Here is a 23,038-nt window from a genome sequence, read left to right as displayed (position 1 = left end):
GCCAAGCAGGCCAGAACCCAAAGGAGAAAACCACGGGTTGACCCACCCGTGACACCCGAAACATAATCCGCAGACGGGTCACTTCTCGATGGAAAACCCGGGTCACTTCTCAGTGGAAATCAACAGGGGGGCGTTCCTTCGGGCGACGCCCCTCTTTTTTCTATTATGGGTTTGTAAAGAGGTGCGTCGCCGCAGCCTCGTGCGAACGGACGGTTAAGGATGAGCGATCCCCTCGACATCGTGATTCTGGGCGGTGGAACGGCTGGCTGGATGGCGGCGACGGCGCTCGTTACGTTCATGCCCTCATCCCGCTGTCGGGTACGGCTGGTTGAATCGGACGAGATCGGCATTGTCGGCGTCGGTGAGGCGACTCTGCCGCAGATGAAGAATTTCAACGATGCGCTTGGCATCGACGAAGCGGAAATGATGCGCGCAACCAAAGGCGCATTCAAGCTTGGCATCGAGTTTGTCGATTGGGGCAAGAAGGGGGCGCGCTATATCCACCCCTTCGGTGTGCACGGACCGGCGGACATGGCGCACATCTTCCACCATCGGTGGGTGAAAGCGCTGCGTGCCGGTTGGGAGTCCGACATTCAGGACTATTCGTTCGCGGTGCAGGCCGCGCGGATGCGGCGGTTCGACTTTCCAAGCAAGGATCAGGCGGCGATCGAATCAACTTTTTCCTACGCCTATCATTTCGATGCCAGTCTCTATTCTGTATTTTTGCGCGGAATTGCCGAAGAGCGTGGCGCAATTCGCACCGAGGGCAAGGTTCGGGACGTCGTTCGGGATCCGCAAAGTGGCGATGTGCGTTCGCTGACATTGGAATCCGGTCAATCAATCACCGGCGATCTGTTTATCGACTGTTCGGGCTTTCGGTCGATCCTGCTCGACAAGACGCTTGGCGTGGGGTGGGAAGACTGGTCCAAGTGGCTGCCGTGCGATCGCGCCTTCGCCGTTCCAAGCGAACGCGGCGAGTTCACCCCGTTCACGCGTTCGACGGCAATGGAGGCGGGCTGGCGCTGGCGCATCCCGTTGCAGCACCGGACCGGCAATGGCTATGTCTGTTCATCGTCCTTCATCAAGGACGACGATGCAGCGGCATCGCTGCTGCGAAGTGTGGACGCAAAGCCTCTGGCGGAGCCGCGGATGCTCAAGTTCCAGGCGGGCCGGCGCGTCGTTAGTTGGGATAAGAATTGCGTTGCCGTTGGCCTCGCGAGCGGGTTCTTGGAGCCGCTGGAATCAACCAGCATCTACCTCATTCAGGTCGCGATCCTCCAATTGCTGCCATTGCTGCCAGCCAAACGGATTGACCCGCGGCTGCGGGATGAATTCAACCGGCTGATCGATATGGAATATGAAAGGATCCGGGATTTCCTGATCCTGCATTACAAGCTTAACACCCGCGATGATGCGGAAATCTGGCGCTATTGCGCCGCGATGGAGGTGCCGGACAGCCTGCGGCACAAGATCGAGCTGTTCCTGTCAACGGCGGAGCAAAAGTCGGCCATTGGGCGGCGTAAAACCAGACCATCGTGTTACATGCCGGGGGGAGTGGCGTGAGGGGCGTAGCCCGAGGGCCACTCCCCCCGGCATTGGCTTGATTTTCAGGGTCTGATTTTGGCCTTGCGGGCCCGGCTGTGAGCGAGGCGATAGCTTTCGCCATTCATCTCGAGGATGCTGACGTGATGGGTCAGGCGATCGAGGAGCGCGCCTGTGAGGCGCTCGGATCCGAAGGTTTCGGTCCACTCGTCGAAGGGCAGGTTGCTGGTGATCAAGGTGGAGCCGCGTTCGTAACGCTGGGAGATCAGCTCGAACAGCAGTTCGGCGCCGGTCTTGGAGAGCGGTACGAAGCCCAGTTCGTCGATGATGAGCAGTTTGTATCCGACCATCTGCTTCTGGAAGCGCAGGAGACGCCGCTCGTCGCGCGCCTCCATCATTTCGCTGACCAGCGCCGCCGCAGTGGTGAAGCCCACCGACAGTCCTTTCTGGCATGCGGCCAGTCCGAGCCCCAAAGCTACGTGCGTCTTGCCGGTGCCCGATGGCCCCAGAGCGATGGCGTTTTCACGCCGCTCGATCCACTCGCAGCGCGCCATCTCAAGCACCTGCATCTTGTTGAGCCTGGGGATGACGGTGAAGTCGAAGCTGTCGAGGCTTTTGACGGCGGGGAAGCGCGCGGCCTTGATACGCCGCTCGACCATACGACGCTCCCTGTCGATCATTTCCATCTCGACGAGACGGGCGAGGAAGCGGATATGATCGACGCCTTCGGCGGCACATTGCCGCGCGAGCTTGTGATGCTCTCGCAGGCACGTAGGCAACTTGAGTGCCTTGAGATGATGAGCGAGAAGAAGCTCCGGGGCCTGATCGCTCATGCGGCTTCCTGCTGGTCGGAGAGCAGGCTCAGATAGGCTCTGGCAAAAGTCTTCTCGACCGTTGTGCGTGGCAGGAAGGGATAGACGTCCAGGTCGAGCCTGGGCGGTACGCGTTCGACCCGGCACAGGACGAGGTGCTTGACGGCATCGAAGCCGATGGCGCCAAGGGCGATGGCCTGTTCCACCGCCGCCTGGAGATCGGCGATGGCGAACGTTTCCAGCAGGCGCAGCACTTGCACATATTCGCGCCTGCCATGTTTGTGCATGCGCCCTTCCATCAGCCGCTGCAGTGTCGTGAACGCTTCGGGCAAATCCCAGCCCTGCAAAGGCGCGGCCTGGTCGAATGCGTTGATCTTCTGCTCGATCAGCGGGAGATAGTGGAGCGGGTTGAAGATAACCTCCTCGCGGGCATAGCAACGAGGATGACGGGCGATGACTTCGCTGCGGCAGCCGACCACCACCTCATCGACATAGGCCCTGATCCAGACTTCCTGATGGCCCCAGGCCACCGGAACCGAATAATCGTTGGTCCTGTAGCGCACCAAGGATTGCGAGGAGACCCGCCCGCCCGCCTGATCGCAGGCTTCGAAGGGTGTAGCGGGCAGAGGCTGCATGGCCGCGAGATCGCGTTGCAAGCGCTCACCGATCGTCTCGCTCTGTCCGCGCACCTTGTCCTGCTGGCGCTTGCGGCATTGCTCCTCCAGCCACATGTTGAAGGCCTCCCAGGTCGGGAACTTCGGGATCGGCACCATGAAATTACGGCGGCAGTAACCTACCAGCCCTTCCACATTGCCTTTCTCGTTCCCCTTGCCCGGGCGGGCATAGCGGTCGCGGATCACGTAATGCGACAGGAAAGCGCTGAACAGCGTGGCACGCTTGCGCGTGCCGTCTGGCAGGATTTTCGCCACAAGGCAGCGATCGTTGTCATAGACGATCGAGCGCGGCACCGCGCCGAAGAACGCGAAGGCATGGACATGTCCGTCCACCCAGGCCTCCGCCACCGCCGCCGGATAGGCTCGCACATAGCAGGCATCACTGTGCGGCAGATCGAGCGCGAAGAAGTAGGCTTTTTGCTCCACCCCGCCGATCTCCACCAGAGCTTCCCCGAAATCGGCCTGTGCATCTCCCGCCGGGTGCGCCAGCGGCACGAACATCTCCCGGCTGCGCTGCTCGCGCTCCCGGATGTAATCCTTGATGATCGTATAGCCGCCGGTGAAACCATGCTCGGTGCGCAAACGGTCGAATACCCGCTTCGCCGTATGGCGCTGCTTGCGCGGGACACCGCGATCCCCCTCAAGCCATCCATCGATGATCCCCACAAACCCGTCCAGCTTCGGGCGCTGCGGTGCAGACTGACGCCGGTAACCCGGCGGTGATGAAAACGACAGCATCTTGCGCACCGTATCGCGCGACACATTGAAACGCTTCGCCGCCGCCCGCTGGCTCATGCCATCCGCGCAAGCCAAACGGACCTGAAGATAAAGTTCCACGCTGTAGATCCCCACACCTCCCTGACTTGGCAGAAAGGCTTCAAGGTGGACGACTTTTACGCCGCCCGCAGCGGGACTATCCCGCCGCTAGCGTGGCCGAATATTGCTCCGCCGTTCTCAGCGTCGCCCCGACCACATTGTTGTTGCCGTGCACTGCATCGATACCGAACATGATCGGGATCGGCACATGATCCGGCCGGTTCTCCATCGCGACTTGGTTGAAGGCGTGAACGGTGGCGATCCAGGGCCCGGCAGGCGAGCGGTCCGGTGCGGCGATAGGCGGCGAACTGCCGCCGGCAAGGATGGAACCCAAGGGATATTTGACAAGATCCTCCGGTTTGATCGAGGCAGTATCCGCCTGGATCATCTGCCCGACCTTTTCTTCCAGCGATAGCTTGCCCAGCAAGGCCGTGATCTTCGCTTCGGTCTCTGCCTCGACAAGGCCTTGGCTGCGCGCCTGAGGCCATTGGGCAGGATGCGCAACGCCCCGGGGTTCGGTCTGGGCATTCAGAGCGTTAGCCGCTGCAAGCACAAAAGGTAGCGACAGGCCTAAAATCGCGGCCTGCTTGCGGCAAACTCTCATTACAACAATCCTCCCGAACCTATTTCTCTAATTGTCTTACAAAATGCGGACCGCGCTTTCAAGATCGGGTCGCGCGGGAGAGATGAGTTTTTGACTTTCCATTGATATGGGTCAGCCGGAAGCAGAATGGATGGTCGTAAGGCGGTGGTTGCAATAGAGGGGCGCGGCCGGCCAGGGATCAATGACGAGAGGCTGGTCTATCATGGGCGCACGGCGACAATGTTCCATCGTCGGCTTTTCGTTACAGATAATCTTGATCGCCGGCCCCATGTAGCCCCGCCGGGCTTTACCCATCAAAGTCGCCGCTCGTTGGCCAGCACGATTGCCGAAAAGCGGATCTTCGCCGTGCAGAGATTGACCGCGCCGTCGGCTCTTTTGTGGCCACCGGCGGCAAGATTTGGCTCACTGAGCGGTGGGCGATCCCAATCGGAGCCTAGTTTGTGATAGTCTTGCCTCATCACCGCGATAGAGAGTCCCGCCATGCGCCGGAATGCGCGGTATAACTAATTTGTGAGGTTAGGCATCACGATCGTTGAAATGGGCGAGCGAGAAGGTGAGCATTTCTGGCTCCATTTAATTGTTACACAGAAACTGAAGGGCGGAACCTTGCCATATCACGTCCTCAATCTCCTTATGTCAGGCAGAAAGGTGTGCACGGTTGTTGATTAGGATAGGCGCGGTGGTGAATTTTGCGCTGTTTAACCATGGATCTCCTTGAGGCTGTATTTGCATATACGTCTGGCCTCGATGCCCTGTATATAGTTCGTATATAAAAATTCACTTTCATCTATCAACACCTGGCTGTTGCACTACGCGCAACATATGTCGATTGCTTATTATCAGACTGCAAATGTTCTAAGAGTTATTCCCATGTTGAGAGAAATGGCGTAACTGCCCGCTCGACAAGTCTCTTATATAGTTTTTGTGCTCTATCCGCTGGAAAGGTCGTTGATGAAGAAGGCAGCCGCCCAGGGGGACGCCGTCGGTGACGGCAAGAGATTGCGGATACACGGCACCATAGCGCGCGATATCGGCATCGCTATCGTTTCCGGGCGCTACCGGCCGGGGGAGTTGCTGCTTGGCGAGGTTGACGCCAGCGAGCGATTAAAGATTTCTCGGACAGCATATCGTGAGTCTTTGCGAATCCTGTCGGCAAAGGGTCTGGTCGAATCCCGCCCGAAAACAGGGACGAAGGTGTGTTCGCAGGACAAATGGCACCTGTTGGACCCCGATGTCCTCCAATGGATGTTCGAGTTCGAACCAAGCGAATTTTTGCTTGAGAGCCTTTTTGAGCTACGTCGCTTTGTCGAGCCCGAAGCCGCCGCTTTGGCCGCATTACGGCGCAGCAATGAGCAAGTCATGCGTATGGAAACCGCCATCGACAACATGACCAAGCACACGCTGGGAACGGAAGCCGGTCGTGAGGCTGACAAGGATTTCCACGCAGCTTTGCTTGAAGCTACTGGAAATCCGTTCATGATGACCCTTACCGGTGGGGTTAGCGCGGCGGTCGCCTGGACCACTGTTTTCAAGCACCGGGTCGCGCCACTACGCCGCGATGCGATTCCCGATCACCGCCGAGTGTTCGAATGCGTCAAAGCGGGGGATCCGGACGCCGCACGCCAGGCCATGGCCGACCTGGTTCATCTGGCATTGCTGGACACCAAACCTATGGCGGTGCACTCGCGATAAACTCTCCCCCGTTACCCGCGTAGAAAGCGGAGTGTGGAGGGGCGTATTCCTTTCCCTTCCTACACAGATGGTCAGATTGACTTGTCTGACTTATTCCGCCACATGGTCGAGGAGCGATGCTGCCGATCGTGGGGAGTAGGCTGGGCCAGATGGGTTGCCCACCTGACCGATGCCTGCTGCACAGCATAGCAGCGCATGGTCCTACTTCCCGATTGCCGCAGTTCGCCTTCATACAGGATAGTGGACGAGGGGAGAATGGGAATGAAGTGGTTGCATCGCGTGACTATAGGGGCCGCTGCCTTGATGACGGCTTCCGGGGTTGGCGCACAGGTCGCGGTCGATGTGTCGGTCGACACGACCAAGGCCGGACCGAAGATCGAACGCACCATTTATGGCCAGTTTGCGGAACATCTGGGTCGGGGGATCTACGAAGGTATCTGGGTAGGCCCCGACTCCGATATTCCCAATATCAATGGCTACCGCAAGGACGTGATTGAAGCCCTGCGCAAGATCAAGGTGCCTGTCATTCGCTGGCCCGGCGGCTGCTTCGCGGACGATTATGACTGGCGCGACGGCATCGGACCGGCGGCAAAGCGACCCGAGCGGATGAACAAGTTCTGGGGTGGCGTGCCCGAGACCAATGCATTCGGCACGCACGAGTTCATGAACTTTTCCGAATTGATCGGTGCGGACGCCTATGTTGCCGCCAACATGGGCTCTGCCACACCGCGCGATACAGCGCAGTGGATGGAATATATGACTGCCAGCGGAACATCGACGCTCGCCCAGGAGCGCCGCGCCAATGGCCGCGACAAGCCATGGACGGTAAAATATATCGGCGTCGGCAATGAAAGTTGGGGCTGCGGCGGGGAAATGCGTCCCGAATTTGCCGCTGACTTGAGTCGCCAGTTCGGCTCCTATGCACGCCTGCATGCCTCTGGCAGCTTTCGCGTGGCGAGCGGCGGAAGCGCCGACAACTTCAACTGGACCGATGTGATGATGGACCGGGCCGGCAAGATTTTCGACGGCATCGGCCTCCATTATTACACGATGCCGGGAGACTGGGCGAAGAAGGGGCAGGCCACGGGATTCACCGAAAGGGAATGGGCCGTGACCTTGCGCAATGCGATGGCCCTCGATGGCATGATTACCAGGCACGAAGCCATCATGGACAAGCATGATCCAAAGAAGCGCGTCGCGTTGGTGGTCGATGAATGGGGCACCTGGTACGATCAGGAACCGGGATCGACGCCGGGTTTCCTTTACCAGCAGAACACGATGCGCGACGCCGAGGTTGCGGCGCTCACGCTCAACATCTTCCATCGCCACACCGAACGAGTGAAGATGGCCAATATCGCGCAGATGGTAAACGTTCTGCAGGCGATGATCCTGACAGACAAGGGGCGCATGACGCTGACGCCAACCTACCATCTGTTCGATCTTTATGCGCCATTTCAGGGCGCTACTCCGTTCCCGGCGATGGTCAGCGGCCCCCGCTATGTATTGGGCGATGTCGATCTGCCGATGGTTGATGCGTCCGCCGCGAAGGATGCGAACGGGAAAATGTGGTTGGCGCTGGTCAATCTCGATCCGAAAAAGTCAGCGCGTGTGACCACCAATCTTACCGGCAAGGCGCAGGGGCGGCTGTTGAGCGCGACGGCGATGGACTCGCACAACAGCTTCGACAAGCCCGACGCAGTAAAACCGGTGGCCTATTCGGGGCGCATGACGGGCGGGAAGCTCGTCTTCGATCTGCCTGCCAAGGCAGTCGCGGTGGTTGCAATCGACTGACCTTGTAAATCCGGCGGGTTAAGGCTGTCGTTCAGCAAGGGCGAAAGCCTTAACCCCGGCCGCGCGGGCGGTCCTATTTCGCGCCGACCGTCGCTGGCTGCGAAAGTCCGCCGATCAGGCCGGGGCGACTTTCCACCAGCAGCGTGACGACATGTTCAGCGCTTCCTGCTGGCACGGCCACGTCCAGTGGAGCCTCACGGAAATCGGGCTTCTCAGCGACCTTGCGCCCGTCGAGCCAGATTTCGGCGCGACCGACGATGCCGCCGAAGCGCAAGGTTCCGCCGTTGGCCTGCACCCGCCGCCGGGCGGTGAACGTGGCGCGGAGCGACATCCATTGGCCTTCGCCCTGCGCCGCTTCGATCTGGCCCGTGCCAAGCCACAGCCAACTGTTCATGTCGGAGTCAACCGGCTTGCGCATTGGATCTGGCTTCTCCGGCGATGCCGGGGATTGCCGCCATCCTTCAAGCGTCTGCACCGACGGAGTCGGCGCAACCTGTGCTCGGGGGCTGGCTTCGACGCGCGCAATGCTTGCCTGCCCGGTTCTGACGCCGAGCGCATCGGCAGTGATGCGCAGCGGTCCCCGTCGGGCATCGGCCCGCACGATGACTTGCGCCAGCCCGTTGAACAAAGTGCGACTATCGCCTTTTTCGGGCTCGTGGCTGCTAGGATCGCCATTGCCCAGGCCGATGATGGTGCCACCCGAAATGGCGAAGCGAACGGGAAGCTGTGCGGTGGGGACGTGCCGTCCCTGAGCGTCGATGGCGTCGACGGTGATCGGCTGGGCATCCTCGCCGTCGCCGGCCATGATGGTCCGGTCAGGCGTTAGGCGCAGAGCGACGGGTGCACCTGTGGTCTCCACAGAGGAGCGCGCCACCTGTCGCCCGGCGCGATAGCCTATTGCCTCCAGCCGCCCCGGCGCCCAGGGAACCAGCCAGCGCGGCATCTCGAACCGGTCGACGGTCTTTTCGCCTAGCGGGCGTCCATTTAGGAACAGGGCGACGCGCTCGAAATTCGTCATGGCCATCACCGTAATCGGCTCGCCTTCGCGTCCGGCCCAATTCCAATGGGGGGCCAGATCGAGCAAGGGCCGGTCGTCGATCCATTGGGCTCGGTGCAGCCAATATGCGGTCTTGGGGAAACCGCACAGATCCATGATGCCGAAAAAGCTCGATGCGGACGGCCACTCATAGGGAGTGGGTTCGCCGCGATAATCGAAGCCGGTCCAGACGAAGGCGCCCGCCACAAACGGGCGCGTGGCGACCGCCTTCCAGGCCTCGCGATGCGTGTTGCCCCAGCTGGATCGCTCGTCGTCGTAGGAGGCGAAGACGTGATTGGCGGCATCGGTCTGAAAGGCTCCGCGCGTCATGAAAGCGCTGGTGTCTTCTGAACTGGTGATGGGCACGTTAGGATGCGCTGCGTGAAACCGGTCGTACAGGCCGGGCTGGTAGTTGAAGCCAACCACATCGACCGCCTGACTGACATTATGGGGTGCGAAGAGGCCCGCGTTCATGGCGGCGGTGACAGGGCGGCTCGGATCGAGCGCCTTGACCTCACTCGCCATGCGACGGACCATTTCATAGCCGGCCTCGCTGCCCTGCATCGGCTCTTCGTTGAACACCGACCACATGATGACGCTGGGCCGGTTGCGGTCTCGCCGCACCAGCCATCGCAATTGCTCCATATAGTCGGGGCTGGTATTGAAATTGCGGTTCTCGTCCATGACCAGCATGCCAAGGCGATCGCAGGCGTCGAGCAGCTCGACCGGCGGCGCATTGTGCGAACAACGAATGGCGTTGGAGCCCATGTCCTTAAGCCTGCGGATTCGCCATTCCCACATTGCATCGGGAACCGCGACACCAACGCCGGCATGGTCCTGATGATTGCAGGTGCCCTTGATCTTGAGTGGCTCGCCGTTGAGGAAGAAGCCCTTGTCGGCATCGAAGCGAAGGGTGCGAAAGCCGATTCGCAGCATGCGCCGATCCGTGGCCTCGCCCGGACCGGCAAGGGAAAGCCGCAGCGTATAGAGATTGGGATCGCTGACGGACCAAAGGCGAGGCGACGGAACCACCAGCTCAAGTTTCGCTTCTGCGCTGCCCAGCGGCGGAACCCTGGTTTCCACCTTGCCCGCGGCGATGGTGCGGCCCTCGGCATCACTAAGCGTTGCGACGAGCGTCGCGGCAGCTTCGGCCTTGAGGATGCTGGATAGCGACGCTGTGATCGGCACGGTCCATCGACCGTCAGCGTCCAGGCGGGGATCGGCGTGGATGCCGTCCGTCTGAATATGCACCGCCGGCCGCTTTACCAGCCAGGCGTGGCGGTAAAGGCCGGCACCCTCATACCACCAGCCCTCCATCCTCTCCGCGTCGACACGGATTGCGATGGTGTTGAGATCGTCGCCGAAACGCGCCATTGGCGTAAGGTCGATATAGATGGAATTATATCCACTCCAATTATGGGCGGCGACCGATCCGTTGACCCAGATCGTGGCATTGGTGAAGATCGCACCAAATTGCAGTTCGAGATATTTGCCGCGGTCCGCCGGGTCCAATCGCAAGGCCCGCCGATACCAGGCATAGCCGCGCTGCCGATAGCCCTGCGAGGGGTTCGCGTCGGGATCAAAGGGCATGTCTACCGCCCAGTCATGCGGCAGGTTGACCAGCGGCCAGTCAGAATCATCGAAATTGATCGCTGCCGCGCCTTGGGCTTGGCCGGCCTTGGCGTTGGCATAGGTCCAGCCATGTCCCTTTATGGTGGGAAAGGGGATATCGCCCTGATGAAATTGCCAGGCCTTGTCGAGCAGCAGCTTGCCGGGCTCTTCGGGCTCGGGGCGCATGGGCATCGTGTCGCGAGAAGGCGGCATCGGCAGATCGGGGGCGGCCCTTCCAACGGGAACGCCGCCATGGGCTTTCGCGAGCGGAGCCACAGCGGCGGCGCTGCCGATCGAGGCGAGAAATTCGCGGCGTTCCATCGGTGATATGTTCCCTCGTCGATATGGTCGCTGGACTGTTCCCGCCGCGCGGACGCTACGGCAACGATGCGGGGATCAAGCCGTGGCTGGCGGCGAAGGCCGTGAAGAGCTTCGGCCAGATAGAGGCTGGCTGACTGGAGGGCAGCCGGACGCCGAAGCCATGTCCCCCGCTCTCGAAGATATGGAGCGCCACGGGCCGTCTGGCGGCCCGCATCGCATCATACATGGCGATGCTGTTGGCCGACGGGACCGCGCCGTCATCCCCCGTACTGAGCAGGAAAACGGGCGGCGTACCGGCCGTCACGCGCCGGTTGACGGAAGCCATGTTCAAGGCTTGCGGCGACGCCCCCTGGCCCAGCAGATTGTCGCGCGATCCGGCATGGGTGAAATCCGCCTCAAGGCTGATGACGGGATAGATCAGCCCGGCCAGGTCAGGGCGAGCCGACAGGTCGTCAACGCCATCGATGTGGGCATAAATCCTCTCATCGAACCGGGTCGCGAGCGACCCTGCAAGGTGGCCGCCTGCGGAAAAGCCCAGCACGGCGACCCGGCGCGCATCGATGCCGAACTTTGTTGCATTGTGCCGGATGATGCGCATGGCGCGCTGCGCGTCCTGCAACGGCACCACGCCGCGATTGTGCCACCCTTCGCCCGGGAGGCGGTAGGAAAGGATGAAGGCGGTAATGCCCAGCGCATTGAGCCATTCCGCCTGGCTGACCCCTTCATTGTCATAGGCCAGGAAGGCATAGGAACCGCCCGGCACCAAAAGCACCCCCGCGCCATTGGGCTTGGACGGGCGCCAGACTTGGATGCTCGGCCGGTCGATGCCGCTTATCCAGCGGTCGGGCGTGTTGGGGTTGCGAGACTGGTTTTCGACCCGGCGCTTGGTTGGCGCATCCGGGTTTTGACCGGGAGGCGGGCCGGGCCAGAGTTCGATCGTTTCGCCCATGCGCGGCTTGGCTGCACGGGCGAAGGCCGGTGCCATGCCGATGGCCGCGCCGACGCCGATCAATGTACGCCGGTGCAGCTTCACGCCGTCCTCTTTCGACCATGAGCCACGACAACTCTGTCCGTCATAAATCCTCTGGGCATCCTATTTTGTATGAGTATAAGAAGGTGCCACAACGGTCAACGCGGCTTGGAAGAAAGTCACGTCCAGCGTGCCAGGACCAGCGGCGCAACGCATGGTCTGAGTTAAGGCAGCAAGGTGCGTGGTTGTTGCCGGACGGGTTTTAGGGAGGTTCGAATGCCGACAGGAAGCATCCTTTTGCCGCTAGGTTCACTTCTGGCGGGAGCGTGCCTCTTCGCCATGCAGGCTGAGGCGCAGGTACAAGCCGGCCCTTGGCCCGGCGGCAGGAAGACCGCTGTCGTCCTCACCTATGACGATTCGCTTGCCTCACAACTTGATATCGCCTTGCCCGCCCTGGATGCCGCTGGCCTCAAAGGCACGTTTTTCCTGATCGGCAGCCAGATTCGTCCGGAACAGATCGGAAGATGGCGCGCGGCGGCTGCAGAAGGTCATGAGCTTGGCAACCATACGGTTCGCCATGCCTGTCCGAAATCCAGCTATCCGCCGGCGCGCAGGCTGGACACCAGCAATTCCTATGACATGGAAATGATGCTCGCGGAAATCCGCACAATGAACAGCATGCTGACGGCGATCGACGGAAAGCTTCAGCACGGTCTCGCAACGCCGTGCGGGCAGCATCTGGCCGGGGGCGAGGACTATCTGCCCGCACTTCGAGCCAGCGGTCTGGTTCGTTATACCCGAAGTGCCGATGGGGCGAGCGATGGGGCACTGGACCCGATGAACCTGCCCTGCATCTGGTTCGACGAAAAGGCCAGCGGAGTCGACATGATCGCCGCGGTCGAAAAAGCCAGGCGCGACGGCGGCCTGCTGATCATCGGCTTTCACGGCGTCGGCGGCGACTATCTGAAAGTTAATGGTGAGGCACATGCGCAGCTGCTTGCCTATCTCAAGCAGAACACGGCGACCATCTGGGTCGCACCGCTCATGACCGTGATGGACTATGCCGCCCGCTGAAGAGCATAGACAGCAGGGCGGTTTGGCCCGGCCCATCCGGTGGACGCCGCGCGCTGGCGTTAAAGCAGCATATAGGCCGCACCTGCTGCGGCGCAGGTGCCAAGCACCGTGAGGATGCCTGCCTTGAACCGGAGCACCGCGACAAGGGCGGCGGCGGACAACAGCAGGGCGGGCGGGTTTACCGATGCCAATACCGGCAGGTCGACCGTGGCGACCCGCTTGACCTCCCGGAACAACGTATGGATCGCGAACCAGAGCGCCAGGTTCAGGATCACGCCCACGACCGCAGCGGTGATTGCCGTCAGGGCAGCGGACAGTGCCCTGTTGCCGCGCATCCTTTCGATGAAGGGTGCCCCGGCGAAGATCCAGAGGAAGCAGGGAACGAAGGTCACCCATGTTGTCAAGATCGCGCCCAAGGTGGCGGCCGCCAGCGGGTTCAGGGTGCCTGCATCGCGGAACGCCGCCAGAAAGCCCACGAACTGCGTCACCATGATCAGCGGGCCGGGCGTCGTTTCCGCCATGCCGAGCCCATCGAGCATCTCGCCCGGCCGTAGCCAGCCGAAGGTGCCAACCGCTTCCTGCGCGACATAGGCCAGCACGGCATAGGCACCGCCGAACGTCACCACCGCCATCTGGCTGAAGAAGCCGGCGATGCGGGTGAATACGTCATCGGGCCCTAGGATCAGGTACAGCGCCAGCACCGGCGCGAGCCACAGAATGAGCAGCGTCAGTGCCATGCGGATCGACCAGCCCGGCTTGGGACGCGCGTGGGCAGGCAGTTGCTCGCCCAATGCGGTGTCGCGGTCATGGACGATGGTGCCGCCGGCCTGTCCATGCGATGCCCCGCCCTGGAACGCGCGCAAGCCCAGACGGCCGCCGGCATAGCCTGCGATCCCGGCCGCCAGAATGATGAGGGGGAAAGGCGCGCCGAGAAAGAAGATGGCGACGAACGCGATCGCGGCGATCATGCGCATCGACCCGTTTTTGAGCGCGCGCGATCCCACCCGCACCACCGCCTGTACGACGACAGCCAGCACCGCTGCCTTCAAACCGAAGAACAGGCCCTCTACCAGGGGCACATGGCCCAGCAGCACATAGACATAGCTCAGCGCCAATATGGCGAGGAAGCCCGGCAGTACGAACAACGTTCCGGCGATGAGGCCGCCCTTCGTCCGATGCAGCAGCCAGCCGATATAGATGGCGAGCTGCTGCGCCTCTGGCCCCGGAAGCAGCATGCAATAGTTCAGCGCATGGAGAAAACGTTCCTCACCGATCCAGCGTTTTTCCTCCACCAGCAACCGATGCATCACGGCGATCTGCCCGGCCGGACCGCCGAAGCTCAGCGCCGCGATCTTGGCCCAGGTGCGGGTCGCTTCACCGAGCGAAATCCCATGACTGAATTGCTGATGATCGCCATTCGTTGCCGATTTGGTGGTCATGTCTCGCCCCCGCGCTTGCTGAAATAGGCATGGAACTGGTTGAGTGCCTCGCTGGCGAAGGCGATGCGCTGAAGATCGTCGTCGGTCGATGCGCAGACGCCTGACAGCATCGCGCTCAGCCCCGGTGTTTCGGGACGGCCGAACTTGCCGTCTCCCATGTCGAGATCATGGATGATCTCTCCGATGGCCTGAAGGCCGGGATCATCCGTCAGCCCCGCGCGGAGCAGCAAGGTTTCGAAACTGCACCGGTCGCCTTCATGGGTGAATTCCGCATCGGCCATGTCGAAGCGTAGCTCGCTCGGGCCGGGCACATGGCTGCGGCTGTCGACGAAGCGGAACCGCGCCTGCGGATCGATGAATCGGCGGATCAGCCAGGCGCAGGCGATGCGATCCACATGGACGCCGCTGCGCGTAACCCAGATTTTGTTCTTGAGGTCTGGCGTCTCCGTATCAGAAGACGGTTCGGGTCGTCCGATGTCGGGATGTTCGTATCTGCGTCTGTCGAGTTCCGCCAGTGCCGCTTCGGCTTCGAGCCTGCCGTCTGCGTCGAAAAAGTCGAGGCGCTTTACGTCCGCCAGTTTCCTTTGCAGCCGGGCGATGTCGCTGCCGCTGGCGGGGCCCGTGTCGATCAGGCGGCGGGCAGCGTCGGCAATGTCCTTATAGTCCGCGTCCCGCGCGCCATCGAACAAGGCGCGGATGTCTGCGTCGGTCTGGCCGGCCAGCAAATGCGCCTCGATCAGGATCGCCTCGCCGCCTTCCTGCACGATGTCGGCCATCAAATCCTGAAAAGCCGCCTTGTTCGCGGACGTCTCCGGCAGGACATGCGCCGCATTCTTCAGGGGAACGGCGCCGATCGCCTGCAACCTGCGCCAGATCTTTACGCGCAGATAGGGCGGCTTTGCCGGCAATTGATGGAGCAGGGCCAGCCACCGGAGATTTTCCATTTCACCAATCATGATTCATATGTATCATGTTCAAAATTGTTATGGAACATGTGTATCTATGAAATGTTCGCGTTTCGTTGTGCGCCATGGCACGATGGCTTTGTGTGCTGGTCTTACCATCGTCTCGCTCCCTGCCAGAGCCGATGACGGCCTCACGCTGAGCGGCACCGTGCGCTTGCGCTACGAAACGATCGACGGACAGGCGCGCGCCGGCTTCAACCGCAGCGACGACCTCTTCAACATCCGCACCCAGATTGCGGGCGAGTATCGGTCCGGCGATTTTCGCGTCGGGGCCGAACTGTTCGACAGCCGCGCCTATGGCGCGCGCACCGGCACGCCCATTTCGACCAACGAAGTCAACGCGATCGAGCCAGTGCAGGCCTATATCGGCGTCGACATTCCGGCCGCTTTCGGCAGGGGGACAAAGCTGTCATTGACCGCTGGTCGCATGATGCTGAACCTGGGCTCGCGCCGCCTTGTCGCCGCCGACGATTATCGCAACACGACCAACGGCTATACCGGATTGAAGGCGGATATTGAGGGCAAGGCCGGTCTCAAGGCGACCGTCATCTACACGCTGCCGCAAATGCGGCTACCCGACGATCTTGAGTCCGTGCGCGATCATGTGGTGCGGCTCGACCGCGAAAGTTTCGACCTCGTGCTATGGGGCGGGATCGTGTCGAAGGAGCGGGCGGTCGGACCCGCGATGGCGGAACTCAGCTATTTCCACCTGGGCGAACGGGACGCGCCGGGGCGTCCCACGCGGGACCGGTCGCTCGATACATTTGGCGGACGGCTGATCACGCAGCCGGCCATTGGCAAGCTCGATTATGAAGTGGAAGCCTTTTACCAGACCGGTCATGTCAGCGCGTCCCTTGCCTCGGCCGCGCCGCAGTTGTCGGTGAGTGCAGGCTTCGTGCATGCCGACCTTGGCTACAGTTTCGCAGGCCGCTGGAAGCCGCATCTTTCGGCGGAGTTCGATTGGGCCAGCGGCGACCGGCCGGGAGGGCATTATGGCCGGTTCGACACATTGTTCGGCATGCGGCGGGCGGATCTAGCACCGGCTGGCCTCTATAATGCACTCGCCCGCACCAACATCCTGACGCCGGGCGTCCGCATGGAGGTAAGTCCGGGCAAACGGCTCGATATGTTCATCGCGGGACGGCTGATGTGGCTGGCGGCACGGGAGGACAGTTTCTCGTCGACGGGCGTGCGGGACGCGAGCGGCGCCTCCGGGCGCTTCGCCGGGCGGCAGGTAGAGGCGCGGCTGCGCTACTGGATCATCCCGGCGCGCCTTCGCTTCGAATATGACGGACTGGTGTTGGACAAGGGCAGGTTCCTGCGTGACGCGCCCAATGCGCCTGCAAAGCACGCCACCCTCTACAACAGTTTCAATCTCACTATCAGCATCTAGCATCCGTTTCGCCCTCCTCTTTTTGAGGGTGGACGATCGCTCACATAAAGAACATAACAAGAACATAGTGAGCGAATCGTCATGTCTGAGCCTATTCCCATCAGGGGCGACCGTCCGAAAAGCGGCGTTGCGTCCAATGATCCGTCAGCGATCCCGCTGCTGGAAAAGGGCAGGCTGCACGAACTCCATTGTTCGGGGGAAGACAGGGCGGCTGCGCTGTCCTTCGCCTTGGCCATGGGGCAGTGGGACAGGGATGGCATGGTCTTCGCCCTGCATGTGCCGCGCAAAGCCAGTCTGCCGCTGGTCCTTTTCGGTGATGGCCTCGCCGCACTTGGTTTTCCCCCGCATCAATTGACCATCGTCGAAGCGGCCAGTGAGGTCGACATGCTCCGCGCCTGCCACGATGCCGTGCGATGCAGCGGCGTCGCGGCCGTGCTGATGGAAGCGGAAGGTCGCTTTGCCGATTATGATCTGACCGCCAGCCGCCGTCTCGTCCTGGCGGCGGAAGCATCCCAAAACTGCGTGATGCTGCTGCGGGTGGGTGCCGAGCCACGATCGAGCGCCGCGCAGACGCGCTGGTCCATTTCCAGCGCGCCATCGGTTCCGCTGGAGGCGGGCGCGCCCGGAGGATCGGCGATCCATGTCGAATTGCTGCGAAATCGCGGGGGAAGGGCAGGAAGACGCTGGCGGCTGATATGGGATGACGAGCATGGAACATATCGGGATGCAGACGAGCGAGAGGCGGTGTCTGGCGCTGTGGTTCCCCTTTCTTCCTTGCGAGCGGGCGCAGTCGGCGGCGCGCGCCGATCCGGCTGAGGATGCCGCGCCCTTTGCGCTGGTGGACCGAATCGGCAATGCCTTGCGCCTGACGGCGGTGGATCGACGCGCGGCAAGGCAGGGGTTGGTCGCGGGCATGACTCTGGCCGATGCGCGGGCGCGCTGCCCTGAACTGGTCACGCAGCAGGCCAATCCTGCCGCCGATGCCCTGCACCTTGGCCAAGTTCTGGAACGGATGCGGCAATTCACCCCCATGGTGGCGCTCGACCCGCCCGGCGGCCTGATCCTGGACATCAGCGGCTGCGCGCATCTGTTCGGTGGAGAGGAGGCCCTCGCCGTGCAGGCGCGGCGGAGCGCCGGCCATGCCAGTCGCCATGCCTTTGGTCCCAACGCCATGGCTGCGCGGGCGCTGGTGCGTCATGCCTGCACGGCGGAGGACCGGCGGGAGGAGAGGGTGGCGGCATTGCCGGTCGCCGCGCTCGAACTGGAGGATTCCGCGCTGGCGGCGCTGCGGCGGGCGGGGCTGCGCACGATCGGCGATCTCGCCTCCCGGTCGATGGGAATGATCGCCGCGCGCTTTGGCGAGCAGGCCGTCACCCGGCTGCGCCAGATCATGGGAGAGGCCGCCAGCCCTGTCGCGCCGTCCCGTCCCGTTGCGCCGATCCGCGCCGAAGCGCGCTTCCCCGAACCCATCGCCCGCACCGACGATGTCATGGACGTGATCGAAGAACTGCTGGAACAGGTCGCCCGGCAGATGGAAGCGCGCAAGCTGGGCGGCCGACGCTTCGCCATCCGCCTGTGGCGGAGCGACGGCGCGCGTCAGGGGCTTGCCATCGAAACAGGGCAGCCGGTGCGCGATCCTGCCGCTGTCCTGCGCCTTTTGCGGGAGCGGATCGACAGGATGGCGGACCCCCTGGATCCCGGTTTCGGCTTTGACTCGGTCCTGTTGGCGGTTCCCCATGTCGAACCGCTGGCCGAACGGCAGCAGGCGATGGAAGAAGAAGGGGCCGCGACCGGGGATCAGGACGTCATGACCCTGGTGGACAGGCTCTCCATTCGTCTGGGCAGCGGCAATGTGACGCGCCTTCAGCCCTGTGACCGCCATCTTCCGGAGCTTTCGCAGCGGCAGGTTCCCGCGACACAGGCGCGCGCCACGGCCTGGCCGGCGCAGGACAGGCCGCCACGCCCGTTGTTGATGTTCGATCCGCCGCAACCGGTCGCAGTGATCGCCGGCGTGCCGGACGGTCCGCCACTCCGCTTTCGCTGGCGCGACAGACTGCATGAAGTGACTCTGGCGGAAGGTCCGGAACGGATCGGCGCGGAATGGTGGCGTCGGCGGCAGGGGCACCAGCCCGGCGGCGCTGGTCGGACGCGCGATTATTACCGGATCGAGGACAAGGAAGGACGCCGCTACTGGATGTTCCGCCACGGCCTGTTCGGCGAGCAGGGCGAGATCGCCTGGTATCTGCACGGGCTTTTCCCATGAGCGAAAAGAAGGGGACCGCGCCGCCGCCCTTCGCCGAAGTCGTCGCGGCGACCAATTTCAGCTTCCTTCGCGGCGCGTCCCATCCCAAGATCATGGTGCAGCAGGCGGCGCATCTGGAGATGACCGGGCTTGGCATTGCCGACCGGAACAGCGTGGCAGGCGTGGTGCGCGCGCATCAGGCGCTCAAGGATTTACGCCCGCTTGGCGTCACGATGCGCCTGATCGTAGGCGCGCGGCTGGTCTTCGCCGAGGGAACGCCCGACATCGTCGCCTATCCGCGAACGCGGTTCGGCTGGGGGCGGCTCACGCGCCTCCTGACGCTGGGCAATCGACGCACGGTCAAGGGCGAATGCGAACTGACCCTGCCCGATCTGATCGACCATGCGCAGGACATGGCGCTGATCGCGATGGGCGGCGATGCCGGGCTGCTGACGCGCTTGAAGGATACGACGCCCCATCTCTGGCTCGCCGCGACGATGCACCGGGAGGGGCGCGACGCGCGCCTGTTGGCCAAGCGCAAGGCGCTGGCGGCACGATGCGCGGTGCCGTTGATCGCCACCAACGACGCACTCTATGCTGAGGCCGATGACAGGCCGATGCAGGATGTGCTCACCTGCATCCGCGAGGGGATGACGGTGCAGACGGCCGGACGCGGCTTGGCCGCCAATGCCGAGCGGCACCTCAAAAGCCCGGAGGAAATGACGCGGCTGTTTGCCGCCTGCCCGGAAGCGGTTTCCGCCACTCAGAACCTGCTCGGCTGCATCGGCTTCACGCTGGATCAGCTGGAATATGAATATCCACACGAGCCCGTGCCGGAGGGATGGGAGCCGCAGGACTGGCTGGAACATCTGGTGCAGGAAAAGGCGAAGGCCCGCTTTCCGGACGGGTTGCCCCCAGAGTATCGCAAGACCCTGGACGAGGAATTCAGGCTGATCCGTATAAAGAATTACGCCTATTATTTCCTGACCGTCCACGACATCGTCGCCTATGCTCGCAGCCTCGATCCGCCGATCCTGTGTCAGGGGCGGGGGTCCGCCGCCAATTCACTGGTCTGCTATCTGCTGGGGGTGACGCCGATCGACCCAGTGCGTGAAAAGCTGCTCTTCTCCCGCTTCCTGACCGAACAGCGCAGCGAACCACCCGACATTGATGTCGATTTCGAACATGAGCGGCGGGAGGAGGTGATGCAATATATCTATCGCCGTTACACCCGCGACCGGGCGGGCATCGCCGCGACCGTCATCCGCTATCGCCAGCGCAGCGCGGTGCGCGAAGCGGGCAAGGCGCTGGGCCTGACGGAGGATGTGACGGCGCGCCTGTCCGGCACCGTCTGGGGCTGGGGCGGCGAAGGTCTGCCCGAAAGCCGCATGGCCGAGGCCGGGTTCGATCCCGCCAATCCCGAACTCGCCCGGCTGCGCGACATGGCGGACCGGCTCTACGAATTTCCCCGCCATTTGTCCCAGCATGTGGGCGGCTTCGTGCTCAGCCAGGGGCGGCTCGATGAACTGGTGCCGATCCACAATGGCGCGATGCCTGATCGCACCTTCATCGAATGGGACAAGGACGATCTTGAAACATTGAAGCTGATGAAGGTGGACGTGCTGGCGCTCGGCATGCTGACGGCGATCCGCAAGAGTTTCGACCTGATGCGAGAGCATGACCTGGGCGATCTGACGCTGGAGGATGTGCCCAGGGAGGATCAGACAACCTACGCCATGCTCCAGAAGGGCGACAGCATCGGCACCTTCCAGGTCGAAAGCCGCGCCCAGATCGCCATGCTGCCGCGCATGAAGCCCAAGGAGCTGTATGACCTCGTCATCCAGGTCGCGATCGTGCGGCCAGGGCCGATCCAGGGCGGCATGGTGCATCCCTATCTGCGGCGCAGGGCCGGGGAAGAATCCCCCAATTATCCCGGACCGCCGGATCATCCCTTTGAATTGAAGGAGGTGTTGGAAAAGACGAAGGGCGTCCCCCTGTTCCAGGAACAGGCGATGCGGCTTGCGATCGTCGCCGCCAAGTTCATGCCGGAGGAAGCCGACGGTCTGCGGAGGTCCATGGCGACCTTTCGCAATCGTGGCGACATGCACAAATGGCAGGAAAAATTCATCAGCGGCATGACGGGCCGGGGCTATCCGCTGGATTTCGCGGAACGCTGTTTCGAACAAATCAAGGGCTTTGGCGAATATGGCTTTCCCGAAAGCCATGCGCAGGCGTTCGGTTGGCTCGCCTATGTCTCCTCTTGGTTGAAATGCCACTATCCCGCCGTCTTCACTTGCGCGTTGCTCAACAGCCAACCAATGGGCTTCTACGCCCCGGCGCAACTGGTGCGCGATGCGCAGGACCATGGCGTGGAGGTGCGACCGATCGATGTGCAGGCGAGCCATTGGTACAGCACGCTGGAAGGCGAGCGGATCTTGCGTCTTGGTTTCGACCGGATCGACGGCTTCCGCGAGGAATGGGCCAAGGCGCTGGTCGCGGCGCGGGAAGCGAGCCCCGTGCGCGACATGGAGGATCTGGCGCGGCGGGCCGGCATGCCGGCGCGGGCGCTTCACTTGCTGGCGGACGCCGATGCGCTGCGCTCCATAGGGCAGAACCGCCGCGAAGCGGGGTGGGAGGCGCGGCGCGTGCCGCCGATGCAATTGCCGCTCTTCGCCGCACAAGATCTTCCCGAACTGGGGAAGGAAGCGGACGCCGCCCTGCCGCCCATGCCCTTGTCGGAGGAAGTCGCGATCGACTACCAGACCCATCGCCTGTCGCTGAAGGGCCATCCCATGCAGTTTCTGCGCCGCCGTTTCGCGCGTCATGGCGTGATCGATTGCGCGGCGGTCAATGCGGCGAAGGACGGCGCAAAGGTGCGGGTTGCGGGCGTCGTGCTGATACGCCAGCGGCCGGGCAAGGGCAATGCGGTCTTCATCACGATCGAGGATGAAAGCGGCATCGTCAACGCTCTGCTATGGGCGCGGGAGATGGAGAAGCAGCGGCGGGCGGTGATGGCGTCACGCCTGATGCTGATCGACGGGACGGTTCAGCGCAGCAAAGAGGATGTAGTGCATCTGATGGTCGATCGCGTCACGGACGCCAGCGGCGCGCTCGACTGGCTGCAGCAACAGCCGATGAGCCGCAGCGACGAAGTGACCCATCCGGGCCATCCGCGCGCCGCTCCATCGCCCCGGCGGCATCCGCGCGATGTAAGGATATTGCCCAGGTCACGGGATTTTCACTGACAGTGCGGCTCACCGCTTCTGCGCAAACCAGATCACATGGCGCGGCCCCTTGCCGTTGTCGCGCGCCTTGACCGCCACCTCGTCGACCGCGAAGCCGGCATTGCGCAGGCGGCGGGTGAAGGCGTCGTCCGATCCCGCCGACCATATGGCGACAATGCCGCCGGGTTTTAGCGCTGCCTTCGCCGCCTCCAGTCCCGCAGCCGAATAGAGCCGGTCGTTCGCCGCCGCGGTCAGCCCGTCGGGGCCATTGTCCACATCCAGCAGGATCGCGTCATAGGCGGCCCGCGCAGTGGCGATCACCGGCACGACATCCTCGATCAAAAGCGTGACGCGGGGATCGTCGAGGCACCCTGCCATCAACTCCGCCATCGGACCACGCGCCCATTCGATGATTTCCGGCACAAGCTCGGCCACTGTCACGCGCGCCGTCCCATCCAGCGCGCCGAGCGCCGCGCGCAGGGTGAAGCCCATGCCATAGCCGCCGATCAGCAGATGTGGCGACTTGCGCCCCTTCAACCGGTCGATCGTCATGAGCGCCAGCTGCTTTTCCGAACCGCTCATGCGGCTGCTCATCAGTTCATTACGGTCAAGGACGATCATATGATCCTTGCCGCGACGGTAGAGCTTGAGTTCCTGACCGCCCGGCACCTGTGCCGAACCCAGATATTCCCGCGGGATCATCACCCTGTCCTTCCATTCGCCGGCCTGCCATCCACGGTCAGGCGCATGGCAGCTTGGCTTCCTCCGCGCAAATGCTACAGGCTCGGGGCGATATAATCCTCCTATCTCAAGAGCAGACAGCAATTTCTTC

16 protein-coding genes are annotated in these 23,038 nt (G+C 62.6%); 8 read left to right on the top strand and 8 right to left on the bottom strand.

The annotated features are described in order from the left end of the window. Window positions 1-219: 219 nt before the first annotated feature. Entirely contained in the window at window positions 220-1,563 is a 1,344-nt protein-coding gene (locus ACFQ24_RS13530; RefSeq protein ID WP_380912022.1) for a tryptophan halogenase family protein, read from the top strand. 44 nt (window positions 1,564-1,607) lie between these two features. On the opposite strand, the gene istB is transcribed toward ACFQ24_RS13530, so the two are convergent. The 3 genes from istB to ACFQ24_RS13515 form a co-directional block, all read right to left on the bottom strand. Then, on the bottom strand, window positions 1,608-2,375 hold the full coding sequence (istB, locus tag ACFQ24_RS13525; RefSeq protein ID WP_380912020.1) for an IS21-like element ISSsp5 family helper ATPase IstB: 768 nt from the start codon (window positions 2,373-2,375) through the stop codon (window positions 1,608-1,610). Next, window positions 2,372-3,865: an IS21 family transposase gene (gene istA, locus ACFQ24_RS13520; RefSeq protein ID WP_380912018.1), complete on the bottom strand. Its 1,494-nt coding sequence runs from the start codon at window positions 3,863-3,865 to the stop codon at window positions 2,372-2,374. The genes istB and istA overlap by 4 nt, the downstream gene beginning before the upstream one ends. A 76-nt stretch (window positions 3,866-3,941) precedes the next feature. Continuing rightward, complete coding sequence (locus ACFQ24_RS13515) at window positions 3,942-4,271, bottom strand: glycoside hydrolase family 3 N-terminal domain-containing protein (RefSeq protein WP_380912016.1); 330 nt, start codon at window positions 4,269-4,271, stop codon at window positions 3,942-3,944. Window positions 4,272-5,399: 1,128 nt separating this feature from the next. On the opposite strand from ACFQ24_RS13515, the gene ACFQ24_RS13510 reads away from it, so the two are divergent. Beyond that, complete coding sequence (locus tag ACFQ24_RS13510; RefSeq protein WP_380912014.1) at window positions 5,400-6,140, top strand: FadR/GntR family transcriptional regulator; 741 nt, start codon at window positions 5,400-5,402, stop codon at window positions 6,138-6,140. 303 nt (window positions 6,141-6,443) lie between these two features. Next, window positions 6,444-7,931 carry an alpha-N-arabinofuranosidase gene (locus ACFQ24_RS13505; RefSeq protein ID WP_380912013.1) on the top strand — a complete coding sequence of 496 codons (1,488 nt, stop codon included), beginning with the start codon at window positions 6,444-6,446 and terminating at the stop codon, window positions 7,929-7,931. A gap of 73 nt (window positions 7,932-8,004) precedes the next feature. Here the strand turns inward: ACFQ24_RS13505 and galA are convergent, their stop codons facing one another. Continuing rightward, window positions 8,005-10,899, bottom strand: a complete 2,895-nt coding sequence (gene galA, locus ACFQ24_RS13500) for a beta-galactosidase GalA (protein ID WP_380912011.1) — start codon at window positions 10,897-10,899, stop codon at window positions 8,005-8,007. Window positions 10,900-10,954: 55 nt separating this feature from the next. Continuing rightward, window positions 10,955-11,884 carry an alpha/beta hydrolase gene (locus tag ACFQ24_RS13495; RefSeq protein ID WP_380912042.1) on the bottom strand — a complete coding sequence of 310 codons (930 nt, stop codon included), beginning with the start codon at window positions 11,882-11,884 and terminating at the stop codon, window positions 10,955-10,957. A 324-nt stretch (window positions 11,885-12,208) separates the two neighbouring features. On the opposite strand from ACFQ24_RS13495, the gene ACFQ24_RS13490 reads away from it, so the two are divergent. Next, entirely contained in the window at window positions 12,209-12,943 is a 735-nt protein-coding gene (locus ACFQ24_RS13490; protein WP_380912009.1) for a polysaccharide deacetylase family protein, read from the top strand. 59 nt (window positions 12,944-13,002) lie between these two features. On the opposite strand, the gene chrA is transcribed toward ACFQ24_RS13490, so the two are convergent. Further along, a complete protein-coding gene (chrA, locus tag ACFQ24_RS13485) occupies window positions 13,003-14,382 on the bottom strand; it encodes a chromate efflux transporter (protein ID WP_380912007.1) in 1,380 nt (459 codons plus the stop codon). Continuing rightward, the gene (locus tag ACFQ24_RS13480; protein ID WP_380912005.1) at window positions 14,379-15,326 is read right to left on the bottom strand and encodes a chromate resistance protein ChrB domain-containing protein; all 948 of its coding nucleotides are present in this window, start codon (window positions 15,324-15,326) and stop codon (window positions 14,379-14,381) included. Before ACFQ24_RS13480 ends, chrA begins: the two co-directional genes overlap by 4 nt. A 58-nt stretch (window positions 15,327-15,384) precedes the next feature. Between ACFQ24_RS13480 and ACFQ24_RS13475 the strand changes: the two genes are divergently transcribed. The 4 genes from ACFQ24_RS13475 to ACFQ24_RS13460 all read left to right on the top strand — a co-directional run bounded on the left by ACFQ24_RS13475 (window position 15,385) and on the right by ACFQ24_RS13460 (window position 22,227). After that, window positions 15,385-16,740: an alginate export family protein gene (locus ACFQ24_RS13475; protein ID WP_380912003.1), complete on the top strand. Its 1,356-nt coding sequence runs from the start codon at window positions 15,385-15,387 to the stop codon at window positions 16,738-16,740. 81 nt (window positions 16,741-16,821) lie between these two features. Further along, window positions 16,822-17,556: an ImuA family protein gene (locus ACFQ24_RS13470; protein ID WP_380912000.1), complete on the top strand. Its 735-nt coding sequence runs from the start codon at window positions 16,822-16,824 to the stop codon at window positions 17,554-17,556. Next, window positions 17,450-19,003, top strand: coding sequence for a Y-family DNA polymerase (locus ACFQ24_RS13465; protein ID WP_380911998.1), 1,554 nt, complete (start codon window positions 17,450-17,452; stop codon window positions 19,001-19,003). Before ACFQ24_RS13470 ends, ACFQ24_RS13465 begins: the two co-directional genes overlap by 107 nt. Then, window positions 19,000-22,227: an error-prone DNA polymerase gene (locus ACFQ24_RS13460; protein WP_380911996.1), complete on the top strand. Its 3,228-nt coding sequence runs from the start codon at window positions 19,000-19,002 to the stop codon at window positions 22,225-22,227. Before ACFQ24_RS13465 ends, ACFQ24_RS13460 begins: the two co-directional genes overlap by 4 nt. Before the next feature lie 9 nt (window positions 22,228-22,236). Here the strand turns inward: ACFQ24_RS13460 and ACFQ24_RS13455 are convergent, their stop codons facing one another. Beyond that, window positions 22,237-22,908: a spermidine synthase gene (locus ACFQ24_RS13455; protein ID WP_380911994.1), complete on the bottom strand. Its 672-nt coding sequence runs from the start codon at window positions 22,906-22,908 to the stop codon at window positions 22,237-22,239. Between the last annotated feature and the right edge of the window lie 130 nt (window positions 22,909-23,038).

Source organism: Sphingobium olei (genome assembly GCF_042678845.1).
In the GTDB taxonomy this organism is placed as follows: domain Bacteria; phylum Pseudomonadota; class Alphaproteobacteria; order Sphingomonadales; family Sphingomonadaceae; genus Sphingobium; species Sphingobium olei.
Note: the sequence above shows the minus strand (reverse complement) of the source record. Positions and strands in the feature narration are given on the sequence as shown.